Source organism: Candidatus Sulfurimonas baltica, assembly GCF_015265455.1.
GTDB lineage: Bacteria > Campylobacterota > Campylobacteria > Campylobacterales > Sulfurimonadaceae > Sulfurimonas > Sulfurimonas baltica.
On the sequence record NZ_CP054492.1, the window covers coordinates 2033039 to 2048699 of the forward strand.

Annotated in this window: 15 protein-coding genes; 3 read left to right on the forward strand and 12 right to left on the reverse strand. The window is 33.9% G+C overall.

The features are described 5' to 3' along the window. Together HUE88_RS10210 and serB are read right to left on the reverse strand one after the other, a co-directional pair. Complete coding sequence (locus tag HUE88_RS10210; protein WP_194368715.1) at positions 1-315, reverse strand: hypothetical protein; 315 nt, start codon at positions 313-315, stop codon at positions 1-3. Between the two features lie 86 nt (positions 316-401). After that, positions 402-1028, reverse strand: coding sequence for a phosphoserine phosphatase SerB (gene serB / locus HUE88_RS10215; protein ID WP_194368717.1), 627 nt, complete (start codon positions 1026-1028; stop codon positions 402-404). A gap of 110 nt (positions 1029-1138) precedes the next feature. Here serB and HUE88_RS10220 point away from each other — a divergent pair, with 110 nt between their 5' ends. After that, positions 1139-2050: a methylenetetrahydrofolate reductase gene (locus HUE88_RS10220; protein ID WP_194368719.1), complete on the forward strand. Its 912-nt coding sequence runs from the start codon at positions 1139-1141 to the stop codon at positions 2048-2050. Here the strand turns inward: HUE88_RS10220 and HUE88_RS10225 are convergent. Beyond that, positions 2042-4480: a sensor domain-containing protein gene (locus HUE88_RS10225; protein WP_194368721.1), complete on the reverse strand. Its 2439-nt coding sequence runs from the start codon at positions 4478-4480 to the stop codon at positions 2042-2044. The genes HUE88_RS10220 and HUE88_RS10225 overlap by 9 nt on opposite strands. A gap of 134 nt (positions 4481-4614) precedes the next feature. Here HUE88_RS10225 and serS point away from each other — a divergent pair, with 134 nt between their 5' ends. Beyond that, the gene (serS, locus tag HUE88_RS10230; protein ID WP_194368723.1) at positions 4615-5865 is read left to right on the forward strand and encodes a serine--tRNA ligase; all 1251 of its coding nucleotides are present in this window, start codon (positions 4615-4617) and stop codon (positions 5863-5865) included. A gap of 52 nt (positions 5866-5917) precedes the next feature. On the opposite strand, the gene HUE88_RS10235 is transcribed toward serS, so the two are convergent. The 4 genes from HUE88_RS10235 to HUE88_RS10250 form a co-directional block, all read right to left on the reverse strand. After that, positions 5918-6529: a pentapeptide repeat-containing protein gene (locus HUE88_RS10235; protein WP_194368725.1), complete on the reverse strand. Its 612-nt coding sequence runs from the start codon at positions 6527-6529 to the stop codon at positions 5918-5920. Between the two features lie 136 nt (positions 6530-6665). Further along, positions 6666-7256: an NAD(P)H-dependent oxidoreductase gene (locus HUE88_RS10240; protein ID WP_194368727.1), complete on the reverse strand. Its 591-nt coding sequence runs from the start codon at positions 7254-7256 to the stop codon at positions 6666-6668. Between the two features lie 267 nt (positions 7257-7523). Continuing rightward, positions 7524-7805, reverse strand: coding sequence for a c-type cytochrome (locus HUE88_RS10245; RefSeq protein ID WP_194368729.1), 282 nt, complete (start codon positions 7803-7805; stop codon positions 7524-7526). Positions 7806-7866: 61 nt separating this feature from the next. Then, entirely contained in the window at positions 7867-8556 is a 690-nt protein-coding gene (locus HUE88_RS10250) for a pseudouridine synthase (protein ID WP_194368731.1), read from the reverse strand. A 142-nt stretch (positions 8557-8698) separates the two neighbouring features. Here HUE88_RS10250 and HUE88_RS10255 point away from each other — a divergent pair, with 142 nt between their 5' ends. Then, positions 8699-11035 carry a tetratricopeptide repeat protein gene (locus HUE88_RS10255; RefSeq protein ID WP_194368733.1) on the forward strand — a complete coding sequence of 779 codons (2337 nt, stop codon included), beginning with the start codon at positions 8699-8701 and terminating at the stop codon, positions 11033-11035. A 7-nt stretch (positions 11036-11042) separates the two neighbouring features. On the opposite strand, the gene HUE88_RS10260 is transcribed toward HUE88_RS10255, so the two are convergent. The 5 genes from HUE88_RS10260 to hisA all read right to left on the reverse strand — a co-directional run bounded on the left by HUE88_RS10260 (position 11043) and on the right by hisA (position 15654). After that, complete coding sequence (locus HUE88_RS10260; RefSeq protein WP_229860067.1) at positions 11043-11711, reverse strand: phosphatidylserine decarboxylase; 669 nt, start codon at positions 11709-11711, stop codon at positions 11043-11045. Further along, on the reverse strand, positions 11683-13653 hold the full coding sequence (gene ftsH, locus HUE88_RS10265) for an ATP-dependent zinc metalloprotease FtsH (RefSeq protein WP_194368735.1): 1971 nt from the start codon (positions 13651-13653) through the stop codon (positions 11683-11685). The genes HUE88_RS10260 and ftsH overlap by 29 nt, the downstream gene beginning before the upstream one ends. An 8-nt stretch (positions 13654-13661) precedes the next feature. Beyond that, positions 13662-14489 carry a 50S ribosomal protein L11 methyltransferase gene (locus tag HUE88_RS10270; protein ID WP_194368737.1) on the reverse strand — a complete coding sequence of 276 codons (828 nt, stop codon included), beginning with the start codon at positions 14487-14489 and terminating at the stop codon, positions 13662-13664. Continuing rightward, positions 14489-14863 carry a response regulator gene (locus HUE88_RS10275; RefSeq protein ID WP_194368739.1) on the reverse strand — a complete coding sequence of 125 codons (375 nt, stop codon included), beginning with the start codon at positions 14861-14863 and terminating at the stop codon, positions 14489-14491. The genes HUE88_RS10270 and HUE88_RS10275 overlap by 1 nt, the downstream gene beginning before the upstream one ends. Before the next feature lie 80 nt (positions 14864-14943). After that, a complete protein-coding gene (hisA, locus tag HUE88_RS10280) occupies positions 14944-15654 on the reverse strand; it encodes a 1-(5-phosphoribosyl)-5-[(5-phosphoribosylamino)methylideneamino]imidazole-4-carboxamide isomerase (RefSeq protein ID WP_194368742.1) in 711 nt (236 codons plus the stop codon). Positions 15655-15661 lie beyond the last annotated feature (7 nt).

Below are 15661 nucleotides of genomic sequence, written 5' to 3' on the forward strand. Positions count from 1 at the left end.
TTAGTCTTCTATTGTTGAAGCTCTAAAATCTAGACGAACTTTGTCCTGTTTTAGCTTTTTGTAAAGTTTAAATTTAGCTTGTTCTAACTCTTCATCACTGTATGCAAAAGTAGATTTCAGTTCATCATTACCTAATCCTGCACTATCCATTGCGAAAAGTCTTAATTCTTTTTTAGTAAGCTTTGCCTTTATTACCGCATAAAGTGCTTTGTCATCCTCAATAAGATCTACTGCAGACATTTTACAAAATTCTGCCAATTTTTCTCTAAAACTGTTCTCACCGTTATACTGTCTCCAGATACTGTTTTCAAGCATTATATTTTCCTATTATTATTTCTTATACAAAGGGACTAAGTCCTGATTGTATTCTGTTACTGAAGCTTTGGCTTCGTCAAAAAAAGTTAGTCCAACTCTTTTAATATTTGTGTTAAATCTTTTGTCTCTATTATAATATTTGCTTCTTTTTTCAGGATATCTCTAGCACAAAAAGCTACTCTAGTTCCAGCGTGAGCAAACATAGATAAATCATTTGCTCCATCACCACACACAAGCGTCTCATCTTCGCTAACTCCAAGAATGTTTTGAAGTCTTACCAACATGTCACCCTTTGAGAAGTTAAACATCATGTCACCACCGACAAGTCCTGTAAGCTTTCCATCTTTTACATGTAGCGCATTTGAAAAGTCGGCATCATAACCCAAAATATCCTTAGCGTAGGTAGTTGCAGTCCTAAAACCGCCACTAAAACACACTACTGTCATACCTCTTTTTTTAAGCTCTGCTATTGTCTCTTTAGCACCTGGCATGTAAGGAAGATTATGACTTATCTTTTCAACAATACTAAAGTCAAGACCTTTTAAAAGACTAACTCTTTGCTGAAGTGATTCAAAAAAATCCAACTCGCCACTCATTGCCGCTTCAGTTATTTTACTAACCTTTTCACCAAGTCCGAGCTCCTCAGCAAAAAAATCTATTGTCTCGCCATCCATAAGCGTAGAATCAAAATCAAAAACAGCCAGTTTTAACATATATTTTTCTCTCTTTAGTTATAATGTCGCAATTATAGCACCGCTAACTAAAAACTTAGTTACATTTGATTTATTAGCGCGACTAACAATACTACAAAGCAGGACTTTTTTTGTTTGATGAACTGATAAATAAATTAAAAAACGATACATATATTACCTTGGAAACCACACCCGGTCACTCCCCTGTTTTCACTCCAACAGTAGATAAGATTGCAGAGCTGGGACTCGATAAGCTAGTAGATGGGTTTACTACCACTGACAATCCGCTGGCAAAACTAAAATACAACGCTCTTTTTGCAGCAAAAATATTGCAAGACAGATTTAATAAACCAGTTATAGCGACCATGAGCATGCGTGATAGAAATAAAATAGCATTGCAATCTGACCTGCTTGGTGCGAATGAAGTAGATATTAGAGCTATTTTGGCACTTACAGGCGACCCGGCAACGATATCTGACCAGCCACATGCAAAGGGTGTATTTGAGGGGGACAGTTCTCTTTTACTAGATATTATCTCTGCTTTTAACTCTGGCATGAACTATGCCGGAAAGCCACTTGCTGTAAAACCTAAAACACTCTACCCTTTTGCTGTGGTCAACTCTTATGCAAAAAATCCAAAAACACTTCAAAAGAAAATACAAAAAAAGATAAAACATGGAGCAATTGGAATTATCACCCAGCCTGTTTATGACGTGCAAAATGCCATACAGCTTTTAGAACTTCGCGATGCAGCAAATGCTGAGTGTTGCAGCGAAGATAAAAAAGGGGAACTTATTATTGGTCTATTCCCTATAACTAAGCTCCGTACTGCTCAATTTCTATCTGCTCACGTACCTGGAATAAATGTTCCAAACTCTTGGTTAGAAGCACTTAGAGAAGCCAATCTAAAAGGTGCTGATGAAGAGTACAAAGTTGGATTTGAACTTAGCAAAAAACTTTTTGATGATGTAAAAAAACTTCATCCTAAAATCCATCTAATGACGGCGAATCAGTTTACACTGGCAAAAGATTTATTAAGCTGATTTGCCCTCACCTTTAAAATCACGTATAAACTCTCTAAAAGCATCTATTTTTATCGGTTTACTAAAATAGTACCCTTGTATCTTATGACAGTGCAAAAGTTTTAGAGTGTCAATATGCTCTTTGGTTTCCGAACCCTCAGCAATTACATCCTTTCCTAAAGACCTAGCCATTGCTATTACTGTGGCAACAATAACTCTATCATCCTCATCTTTATCAATATCAAGCACAAAACTACGATCTATTTTTATAGTTTGTACTGGTAGTTTCTTAAGATAACTCAGTGATGAATAACCTGTTCCAAAATCATCAATAGAGAGTTTAAAACCTTTTTTATGCAACCTATTTAATATTGCTAATGCTTTGTCGACATTATTCATAATATGGCTCTCGGTTATCTCTAACTCAACATAACTTATTTCAATACCGGTGTCTTGAACAAGAGTGCAGATATCATCAACAAAAGATTCATCTTCTAACTGCTTACTAGAAACATTAATAGATACAGTTAACATATTCCCTTCGTCATGAAGTATCTTAGTATCTATAAATGCCTGTTTTGCCACCCATAAGCCTATTTCCAGTATCTGTCCTGTCTCCTCAGACACATGTATAAATTTATCAGGTCGTATAAGACCAGACTCTCCATGATTCCAACGAATCAGTGCTTCCATCCCATATACAGACCTTGTTTCAAGGTTTACTTTTGGCTGGTATACCAAAAAAAACTCATCTTTACTAATTGCATTACGCAGATTATTTTCTAAAAATACACGCTCTGTTATCTTATCATTCATAGATTGAGCAAAAAACTGGTAGCCATTCTTTCCTGACTCTTTTACATGATACATGGCTGTATCAGCTGCTTTTATAAGCGCTTCATATGTCTCACCATCATCAGGGAAGACACTTATCCCCATACTAACACCGGAATACAGTTTTTTATCCTCTATCTCAACTGGAGTATGAAATGTATTAACTATCCTCTTAACAACTGGAACTATATCAATAATAGAATCCACATCCTCTATAAGAATTGTAAATTCATCTCCACCTAAACGCGAAAAGGTATCTTGTTCTCTAAGAAGAGCCTTTATAGATTTTGCCACTTCTATAAGGAATTTATCACCAACAAGGTGTCCAAGTGTATCATTTATATTTTTGAAATTATCCATATCTATAAAGAGTATGGCCATTTTTTTGCCACTACGCTTCGCTGCAGACAATCTGCTAACAAAACGCTCTTCAAACAACACTCTGTTTGGTAAATCTGTTAGATAATCATAGTATGCAAGGTTATGTATTAATTTTTCTTGCTGTTTTTTAGCACTAATATCGTTAGTAATAGATATATAATTTGTCAATATACCATCATCATTATACAAAGCAATTATACTAAGCTCTGCCGTATATAGTTCCCCATCTTTTTTACGGTCAATAATTTCACCTCTCCATTGACCTTTGCTAATAATAGCATCCCATACTGATTTATAAAAAATATTGTCATGCCAACCAGAACTTAACATAGCAGGTCTTTTGCCCTTAACATCTTCAAGTGTATATCCAGATATCTTATTAAACGCTTTATTTATAGCCAAAATACGTTGCTGTGAATCAGTAATAAGTACACCGTCATTCATTTTTTCAAAAACTGTAGAAGCTAAAAGAAGTTCATTTTGTACAACTTTTTGTTTAGTTATATCATGTACTGTGCCTATAGATCTAACCGGATTCCCATCAGCGTCAAACTCATGTTCACATGTCTCTTCAACATACCCTATCTCTCCGTTCTCGCGAACAATACGGTGCTCAACGTGGTATCCAATCCTTGCTTCTAGCGAGTTCATATAACTATTGTTAACCAAATCAATATCATCTGGATGAATATGTTTTAAAAATGCTTCATATGTGGCACCAAATTCCTGAGGCTTAAGACCAAAAATACGGTAAACCTCATCGGACCAATACAGACTATTTGTTACTAAATCTAATTCCCAATGCCCAATATTTGCCAGAGATTGCGCCTGCATAAGTCCTGATTGAAGTTTTTCATACTTCTTTTCTTCTAATTTTTCATTTGTTATATCCCAAAAAATACCCACAACTGCAACAATTTCACCATTAGAGTAGATTGGTTTTTTTATAGTTCTTATTACTCTTTTTTTATTACCGACTATAATATCTTCTTCTATATCTATAACTTGTGCGCTTTGTATAACAATGGTATCATCATCTCTATATTTTTGGGCAATCTCTTTAGGAAATAAATCTAAATCATTTTTACCTACTATTTGAGAAGGCTTCTTACCAAGTAATTTGGCATAAGTATTATTTGCAAAAATGTATACAGAGTTGACATCTTTTACAAAAATATTTTGCTCAAGTGAATCAAGTATGAGCTCACCATTAAATAGCTCTTGTTTTAAATGCATTTCAATGTCTCTCAATTATCTTGGTATTTATATTGTATTTTATCATATTACAGCACAATATATTTAAAATTTACTTACTAGCTTTGCTTTATTATATTTTGATATAATCACACTACTTATTTTATGGGAAAACAATGATTGATTTAAAACTATTACAAAAAGATTTTGATGGCGTTAGTACGAAGTTAATGCGCAAGGGCGTTGATGCTAAACTTATTGAAAATTTAAAAACTAAAAATGAGGAACTGAAGTTAGCTAAATCTGAATTTGAAACTCTTCAAGCATTACAAAACAGCATGAGCAAAGAGTTTGGAGTTTACAAACGAGAAGGTAAAGACGTTAGCGAACTTAAGGCTAAAGTTGATGCAAATAAAATAAAAATAACTGAGGCGTTAGATATTCAAAGAGTAAAACAAGAAGATTTAGAGACTCTTGCCATGAGTATTCCAAATATACCAGATGACAAAGTTCCAGATGGTGCTGATGAAAATGACAATGTAGAAATTAGAAAAGTTTTAATTCCAAAAGAGTTTAGCTTTACCCCTAAAGAGCATTGGGAGTTAGCTGAGCAAAATGGCTGGATAGACTTTGAGCGTGGTGTAAAACTTGCGACTAGCCGTTTTAGTGTAAGCTTTGGTATGGGGGCGAGATTAGAGCGTGCACTTATAAACTTTATGCTTGACTTTAATCGCCAAAGAGGCTTTGAAGAGGTCAGTGTTCCAGCACTTGTAAACAGAACTGCTCTAGAGGGGACAGGGCAACTTCCTAAGTTTGAAGATGATTTGTATAAAATTGACTCTTTAGAACTATTTTTAATTCCTACAGCAGAAGTTCCAGTAACTAACCTCTACCAAGATGAGATACTTCCTGAAGACAAACTACCTATAAAAATGACAGCTTATACCTCGTGCTTTAGAAAAGAGGCTGGAGCTGCCGGGCGTGATACAAGAGGGATGATTAGACAGCATCAATTTCACAAAGTAGAACTTGTTTCTCTGGCAAAACCTGAACAAAGTGATGAAATATTTGATGAGATGGTTACATGTGCATCTGATATCTTGACTGCACTTGAACTTCCTCACCGTCTTGTAACTCTTTGTACAGGAGATTTAGGTTTTAGCGCAGCTAATACAGTAGATATAGAGGTTTGGTTACCAGGTCAAGCAACTTACCGTGAAATCTCTTCTATCTCAAACACTAGAGAGTTTCAAGCAAGACGTGCAAAAATCCGTTTTAAAGATGGCGGTAAAAACTCTTTCGTACATACACTAAACGGCTCTTCTTTAGCTGTTGGTCGTACTCTTGTAGCTATTATGGAAAACAATCAAAATGAAGATGGAAGTATTACTATTCCAGAAGTTTTAAAACCTTATTTAGGGATGTAACTTCAATAAATAGGCAGCTACTTTATAAAAAACTGCCTATCAAAAGTCATATTTAGTCAACCAAAACAATCCCCATACTCTCAAGCATATAAAGCGCTTCATAACGATTAAATACAGCACCTTTTATATAGTTGTTTTTTAGGTCTATATTCGTATTACTTGCGTCTGTGAAATTTGCGTATTCTAAATGAGTATCACCAAAGAGCGCTCCTTTGAAGTCACTCCCTCTAAAGTCCGCATTTTTAAATGATCCAGAACGAAAATCAAGATCTTTTGCACTACACTCTCTTATCTCAATCCTATCTTGTAAGAGTCCATAGAAGTTGCTATCATTTAATATACACTGCTTAAACTTCATCGGTTCATTACTCAACAAACTTTTCCAATCACACATAGTCCAATCAATGCCTATCAACTTAGATGAGATGAACTCACACCCACTTACCTTAGAGTCAGTAAGCTTCATCAGGCTCAGATTACAGTTTTCAAACCGACAATCTATAAAGCGGCACGAACGAAAAAGAGTCTCACTAAAATCACATGAGACAAACGTACATTCTTCAAATTCTGCATTTTTTATAGTTTCTCCATGAAGGGAAACCTTCTCAAAATCTTCTGCAAAACAGTCAAGACCATCTGCTATTAGTTCTGCATTTTTACTCATCACTTCCCTTTGTATCTTTTTATTTCGCAGTGATAATACTTAGTAACTAAATTCTAAAGAAAATCTACAATGATGAAAATATCGTCATTCCAAGCTTGACTTGGAATCTAGTTTATTAATTAATCAGAGGTCTCAATTAAATAAAATTTTTCTCTAACACTTTTGCAAACTTCTCTAGCTCACTGTTCATGTCCAAATCACCTTTAAATATATCATGAACAGAGTATGTCTCTAGAGGCTCAGCCCCACAAAACTGAAATGTTTTATGCGTAGCTATATTCGCTTCATCTAATGATAAGCCGTCAAAAAAACCATCCTTAGCGGAAAATTCACTAGCTGGACAATTGTAAGTAAGTGAAATCATATACTTTGTACCTTGCATAAGGCCCCCACTACCATAGCGCTTTGTCGCATCACTTCTACTTCTTCCATCATTTATATATAAACCATTATGATCACCGGCAGAAAAAACTTCATCTATATATTTTTTTGTAATCCAAGGAACACCCATCCAGTAGACAGGATATTGGAGTAGGATATAATCAGCCCAAACAAACTTTTCAACTTCATCTTTTATATTATAATCACTCTCTACTACACTATGCTTCAGGTTAAAGTTGTTTTTCTTAAAGAACTCAGATGCAGATGCAATGTACATCTTTGTTAAATTTCCCTCTGCAACTTGATCATATCTTTGATGTCCATTTATAATTAAAACATTTTTCATAATTTTTCCTTTTATAATTTTTACAGTAGCATATTATTAGTAGAAATAAGGCCGTGACTACAGAGCCAAAATTTTAACCATAAAATTCATTCTCTCTAATACACAAGCAAATTTCAAGAAAGACGTTTAAAAATCCGTTTTAAATATGGCGGTAAAAACTCTTTCACACATGCACTTAGCAACTCTTCTTTAGATATTGGTAGCACACTTGCAGTAATGATGTAAAACTTTTAAAACTAAGATAGAAGCATTATTGCTCCAAAATTACTATTTACCAATAGTTTGTGCGAAAGTCTCTAATTCAGCATCAGAGTATTTTGCAACTTGGCCTTGCATCATATTCATTGGTCTTCCATACGTGCCAGCTTTATACCCTTTAAGCGCAGTAGAAATATCCGCATGAGTCATATCAGAAACAACTTTTGACTTATTAAGAGCAGATTTGCTCCAGTCAGCCCCATGACAACCTGTACAAGCTTCACTGTTCACGCCAGCGATTAAAGCTGTTGTCGCGGTTAAAGTAACTATTACTATGATAATTTTTTTCATTTCAAATTCCTCTTAAGATTATATTAGGTTAGATAAAATTATATCATATTAAATAAAAACTTTATTGAGAATCTAGAATTTTATACTCACCGAGTTCAATACCCTCAACGTTGTATTTCCCAAATCCTACTCTATGAAGTGCTACCACCTTATTACCAACAGCTCCAAACATACGTTTCACTTGATGATAACGCCCCTCACTTATTTCTAGGTGGACTACGGTTTCGCTTATAATCTTCATTTTTGCAGGAAGCAGTGGTTTTTTTTCACCACTTAAAAGAAGTGTCCCGCTTGCAAATATTTCCTCTTCATCACCTCGTATTGGATTGAAAAGTGTCACTTTATATAGTTTTGACACATCACTTTTTGGACTGGTAAGGCGATGGTTTAGAACTCCATCATCTGTAAGTAAAATAGCACCTGTTGTGTCACCGTCTAGCCTTCCAATTGTTGAAATTTTTGGATTTCTTCTTTGCCAACGATCAGGTAGAATGGAGTATATAAGAGAGCCTTTGTCATCATGAGAACAAATCGCACCACTTGGCTTATTCATCAAAATAATTAAAGACTCAGGGTCAAGTACTTTTTCATTTATTGTCACATCATTATGATAAACCTTCTTATTTGTATCAAAAACTCTCACTCCATTGACACAAACTCGAAATATTTTTAGAAATTTTTTAGCTTCACTTCTTGAGCAATACCCAAGGCTTGAAAGATGAGCATCTACTCTTTTGTAACTATTTTGCATTAATACCGCTTTTTTTTGAAAAATATTATCTTGTTAATGTTTATTATATCTCAAATCATTTAACTAGCATATATCAACAAGGCTCCGTATCGGTTTATTGGAACTTTTTTTGCTTAAAGAGACTAAAATACTAAGGCATATAATGGCAGCAGAGGGAGTAGAAGAAAGTATAATCATTATTGAAGATAGTGATGCTGCTTATGTAAAAAGTCTTCATACTAATGATATTATAGGGGAGAGCTCTTCAAAAAACAATAAACTTCTTCTCATCGCTGCTGGAGTGTTTATACTTATTTTGATTGTATTAATTACTTCACTTATATTATCAAAATCATCAAAAAAATATGATGATGTATCCATGAAATACATAGAAAATAAACTAGAAGATGAATCTAAAAAGCCAGTAGAACCTACTAAAATAGAAAATATGATTGCAAAAGCAAACTATTTATATTCAACGGGATCAAAAAGTGAAGCATTGTCGCTTTTTGAAAAAATAGCTCTCTACAGTGAAGCAGTCTCAGCTTATAATTTGGGTGTAGCTCAACTTAAAGATGAGCAATATGATGTAGCTTTGAAATCATTCCAAAAAGCAATACAAAATAATGAAAAAAGATGCGTCAGTGCTATTAATGCAGCTGTATGCTCACTGCATCTAAAAAATAACAAAAATTTTAGATACTACATTGATTTGGCATATGCATATTTGCCAGCGGAGAGGCAGTCACCTCTCTATTCATACTATTACGCTCTTATTAACTACTATAACGAGAACTATCTCGAAGCTCTCAGTGCTCTTAAAAATCCAACAACTGCTGAATATTTAAAAATACAAAATAATTTAGGTACAAAGATAAATGCTCTATTTGATAACGACTATGATGCAATTGAAAATATGGAGCAAAATCAGCCAATAAAAAATGATTTTAGCTTAGGACTTCTTTATGCAAGAGTTGGTGATTTAACTCTTGCAAAAAAACATTTAAAAAATGCAATCGTAAAGAATATTGAGCCTGTAAAATCTCAATTAGCATTAAGCTTTGTAAACTTAAAAGCTGGACAGGTTCAAGATGCTGCCAAAGAGATAAACAATATTACAGACATGTTTGAAGAAGAAGCATATAAGCCTTATCCGATAAAAGTAAAACTTAAAGAGTCTCTTTTTGATATTGATAAGGCTCAAAAACGATACAGAGAAATAACACTACACGATAAATTACTTACATATCAAAAAATATTTTATTTTTCTCCATATAAAATATTTAATGCAAATAAAACAATAAGTTATATTCGAAAAGGGAATGCAAATATATTTATTGATAATGTTAATTCTGCAAAAGACTATTTAAAAAAGAGCTACTCATCTTCAAATGTAAATATTGGAATAACAAAGGCAATCAAAAAAGCACTCTCTTATAAAATTAGAGAAGCGAACAGCATGCTACTTGAACTAATAAAAATTCAGCCAAAACACTCAATATTACACTACAACTTAGCCCTTACATTTGCTCAGATGGGAAATATGACCGATGCACATGAACACTTCTTACGTTCATACCACTTAGATGCAAAAAACTACTTATCCGGAGTATATGCTGTTATGTGTTCTCAAATAGTTCACAAAGAGAATAAAAAACTACTCTCCATAATCAAAGAATCGCTTAATAATGAAGAAATTAATGAAAATATTGATCTATATAAAACTCTTCTATTTATTAGTGAGGATAAAATATTGGAATCTGCAGACTGGCTTAAAAACGATTACAAACAAAGACCTCTATACTTAGCCTTAGATATTATAATAGCGCTCAAACAAAATAATCTTGATACTGCAAAAAAATCATCACAAAAACTAACTATATTACTCCCAGATGAGATATTACCTCATTTAATGAATATTGACACAAGTTTCAGCGAACTTTCTCCAAAAAAATATTCAAATGAAGTTGCTAACTACTTGAAAAAACAAAACTTTAATTTTAATGATCTATACTACGGTCCATATATTACAAGATATCTCTACATTCAGCAAAACTTGATAACTGGCCGTCTATATTTTTTAAGAAAACAACTAAAACAAGTCTTAGAATCAACAACAGAACAGACGCATGAGTTAACAAGTTCTCTAGCCCTTGCCTCACTGTATGACAATGCTTTCGAAGAGTCATACACCCTTTATAATAATCTTATAGATAATCTTAAAGTTAGAGACTCTTATACTCTCTTTTTAGCTGCTGTTGCATCTACAGCAGCCAATCACCATGAAAATGCAATAGCTCTGCTAGAGTTATCAAAAATGAAAGACTCTAATTTTTTAGAGAGTCGATATGCACTTGGTCTTCTTTATCTTGAAGCAAAAAATAATAAAGGTGCTGTTATTCAACTATCAAGAGTAAATAAAAACAACTTCAACTCTGAATATTTTAATTTTGATATTGATGTTGATAAACTAATTTTTGAAAAGCAACATCAAAAATAAAGTAAAATTATTTATTCTTTTTATCATTTGTAAAGTATCCTATAAGCGTTTGAGAAGCTGCTAATTCAGTACCTATATTCACATTTAATCTAAAGTTTTTAGGTAAATAAATAGTTGTAATACCATTAACCATAACCCCATATCTAGACCCTTTAAGTAGGTTTTGATTTATTATTGCATCAATTTTTATACTCATAAAACTCTGTTTTAGTCTATGTACAACTTTAACACTATTATTATTGTTATCACTAAAAACAAGCACTGCATTTTCGTTGATATTTTTTGATAAATTGTTGAAAGGTGATAGTCTAGAGCCTTTATATATTTCTATATTGCGGAGTGAGGAAGTAAGAGGAACTCGCAAAAGTGTTACATTAAAGTAGCTACTCTCAATTTCAACTCTATAGGCATATTTGTCATCTTTAAGCTCTTCAATTAGTGATATTACACCATCAGCAGGTGCAACAACACTCCCTTCTTGAAAAATTATATTTTCTCTTTCCGGATTCCTAAAAATAAACACAAAAAATAAAGTTACTAAAAAGGCACAAAGTTGTAAAAAACCAAAATCTAAAAATGTAAAAACTACAAAAGATAAAATAGCCCAAAGAATATAATTTATACCCTCTTTTGCTATTGGTAAAAGATTATTTCTCATCGCTTTTCTCTTCTGCATCTTTAGCTTCATCTGCCATTTTTGCATCTTGTTCTAGTTCATCTCTAATTTCATCTACTACTTTTGTAACTTTAGAATCAATATTATTCTTTTTTTCAAAAGAAACAATAATTTCTCTTACTTCTTCACCGGTAATATTCTCTTTTTTATATAATAGCTTAACCATATCTTCAATAGCTTCTCTATACTCTTCAAGTCTAACCAATACTACATCATATCTTTCTCTCAAGGATGTTTTTATAAACTCATCCATATTCTCAGCCATTTTATCACTATATTCACGCGTAGCTTGCATTCCGCCACCCAAAAATGATTGTCTGCTTTTTTCTAAGACCATAAGTCCTGCAACATCACTCATACCATAGGTTTGAACCATTGATTTTATAATATCTGTTGCACGCTCAAGGTCATTTCCGGCGCCTGTTGATATCTCACCGATAAATACCTCTTCAGCAGCACGACCACCAAGAAGAACATCAACTTCAGCCCAGAGTTCATGTTTTTGCATCATAAATTTGTTCTCTTCTGGAGTATTTAAAGTGTATCCTAACGCAGCCAAACCACGAGGAACAATAGATACTTTTGAAACTTTTTTTGCCCCTTTGGTAGTTTCTGCAAGAAGGGCGTGACCACTTTCGTGATATGCAACAATTTTCTTCTCTTTTGGATTAATACGGCGAGACTTTTTAGCAAGTCCGGCTAAAGCACGTTCAACTGATTCAAATAAATCACTCTGTTTTACTGTTTTTTGACTTTTTCTACCTGCTAAGAGTGCTGCTTCATTGATAATATTTGCCAAATCAGCACCAGCTAGTCCTGCTGTTAAACGAGCTACTTCTTTAAGCTCAACGTCATCGTCCATCTTAACGCCCTTAACATGCACATTTAGTATTTTAACACGTCCTTCAAAGTCAGGTTTATCAACTAAAACTTGTCTATCAAAACGACCAGGACGCAACAATGCCTGATCAAGTACTTCGGGTCTATTTGTAGCAGCTAGAATAATAATAGGAGTATCTGTTCCAAAACCATCCATCTCCGCAAGTAGTTGATTTAAAGTTTGTTCTCTCTCATCATTTCCACCCATAACACCGCCAGCAGCACGGCTTTTACCTATAGCATCAATTTCATCTATAAATATAATACTTGGGGCGTCTTTTTTTGCTTGTTCAAATAAATCACGAACTCGAGCTGCACCTACCCCAACAAACATCTCAATAAAACTAGATCCGCTAACTGAGAAAAAAGGAACATCCGCTTCACCTGCAACAGCTTTTGCTAATAGTGTTTTACCAGTACCGGGACTACCCACTAAAAGAACACCTTTGGGAATTTTGGCACCTATTTCCACATAACGAGCAGGGAACTTTAGAAAATCTACTATCTCTTGAACTTCCTCTTTTGCCTCTTCTACACCAGCCACATCATCAAATTTTGTCTTTGGTTTTTCAGAGTTGACCATCTTTTTAGAATTACCCATCCCAAGTATTCCACTACCCATACTTTTTTGCATACGACCTGCAAAAAACATCCATATACCAATAATAATTAAAAACGGTAGAAGCCATCCAAACATTTCAGTAAACCAATTAGTTTCACTAAAACCAGTGTATTCAACACCTTGTTTTTCTAACTCTTCAATAAGATTCACATCTCCAGGCAGAATTCTTGTTGTGTAAACCGATAAGTTGTCAGATCCATATGCTTTTATATAACTTTGACCAATATCAACCTTCTTTAACTGCTTAGATGAGATCAATGATTTAAATTCAGAATAACTAACTGTTTTTGCTCGTTTACTCGCACCAGCTACATTTTCATTAGTACCTTGAGTATCACCAACAATTGTTTTAAAAAGAAGGATTATTACAACTGAAAAAATCGCAAAAGTTATTAGTGGGTTTTTATTAAAAAAATTGTTGTTTTTGTTATTATCTTGCATGTCTATTCTTATCCTTTTTTTAAAATAAGTGTTACCCACTCATCTTCTCTTATTGTTTCAACAATATTAAATTCTTTGTAAAATTTTAAAACTTTTTTCTCATATTTATCCAAAATTCCAGAAAGAACAAGAATTCCATCATCTTTTAGGACACTCTTCAAATCATTCGCTATAAAGGTTAAAACATCTGCCACTATGTTTGCAACAACTACATCATAGTTACTTTTAGCAAGGCTACAAGATCCTTCCCAAAGGTTATTGAATTTAACTTCATTTAATTTTGCATTCAATTCACTATTATCAACACATACTATATCTGTGTCACATGCATCTACTAGAGCGCCAAGCTTCAATGCCCCTACCCCTAATATTCCACTACCGCAGCCAACATCTAAGACTTTACTGTCTTTTTTCACATACTTTGCTATTGCTCTTAATGATGATGCGGTTGTTGGGTGATGACCTGTTCCAAAGGCTAAAGCAGGGTCAATAACTATATTTATTAAATCCTTGCTAGGCTCATCCCAAGTTGGATGAATATAAAATTTATCAATTTGTATTGGCTGAATACTGTTTTGATAAACTTCTACCCAATCACTGTTTTTCAGTTTAGATTGAATGCATTCTAGCTCTATATTTTCACCAAGTGCTTTTTGCAAAGCCTCTGTAAACTGCTCTAGTCCCCAAACTATAGTGTCAAGATCATCTTCACTTCTAATGATAAAACTATCATCTGTCTCTTCGAAACCAACAGGTAAAGTATCTGCTAAAAAATCTGAAAAAAGAGAATGATGAGAAGAGGGCTTAACTACTAATTCAAAGTAATGCTCTTGCATTACACTTCGATACCCATAACGGCAGCTAGTTTCTCTTTTAATACTTGAGGAGTAAATGGTTTAACTATATAGTTATTCACGCCGGCTTTCAATGCAGTAATAACTTCTGCTTTACCGCCCTCAGTTGTTACCATAATAATAGGCAAGTCTGTAAAACGTGCATCTGCGCGAACTTTTTTAACAAGTTCAAGACCATTCATCTCCGGCATGTTCCAATCTGTTATAAGCATTTGTACGTCAGGACTTGCATCCAATGCTGCCCAACCCTCAAGACCATCAGCACCTTCAAGAATATCTTTATGTCCAAGTCTTGCTAGCGTGTTTTTAATTATACGGCGCATCGTGGAACTGTCATCAACAACAAGTAATTTCAATTGAAATCCTTTTATATATATTTATAATTTTATTTAAGTAATAGTATCTAAATTCTATTTATATTATGATTAAGTAAAGCTTAATTTAGAAGCTTAAACATATTCGCTAGGTCTAATGTGCCCTCATAGTAAGCTTTTCCTATGATTACTCCATCAACTGCATTGGTTGCAATTAATGCCTCTATATCACTCTCATCTTTAACTCCACCACTAGCAATAGTACTAATTCCACTTGCATTTGCTATGTCAACAGTAAACTCTACATTAACTCCGCTGAGTGTTCCATCTCTACCAACATCAGTACAAATAATTGCCTCAACACCAGCATTTGCAAACTCTTTTGCTAAATCTGTTGCCTTCATGGTGCTTACCTCTCCCCAGCCCTCAACTGCTACATAGCCATCGATTGCATCTATTCCAACCGCTATTGGGTATTTTGCTGCCATTTCTCTAACAAACGCAGAGTCTTTAACAGCGATAGAGCCTAGGATAATTCTATCTATCCCTATATCTAGCATTTTTTTAATTGTAGCTTCATCACGGATACCTCCGCCTAGCTCAAGCTTTACATTACAGTTTTCTCTAATTTTAATAATTTGTTCTAGATTTTTTGGCTCACCTGCGAATGCACCATTTAAATCAACTAAATGCACCCATTCAGCACCCATCTCTTCAAACTTTTTCACAAGAATCCATGGTTCGTCTGAGTAAACTTTTGCACTCTCCATAAGACCTTTTGTTAGTCTTACTGCTTTTCCATCTTTTAAGTCAATAGCTGGGTATAAAGTCATATTTATT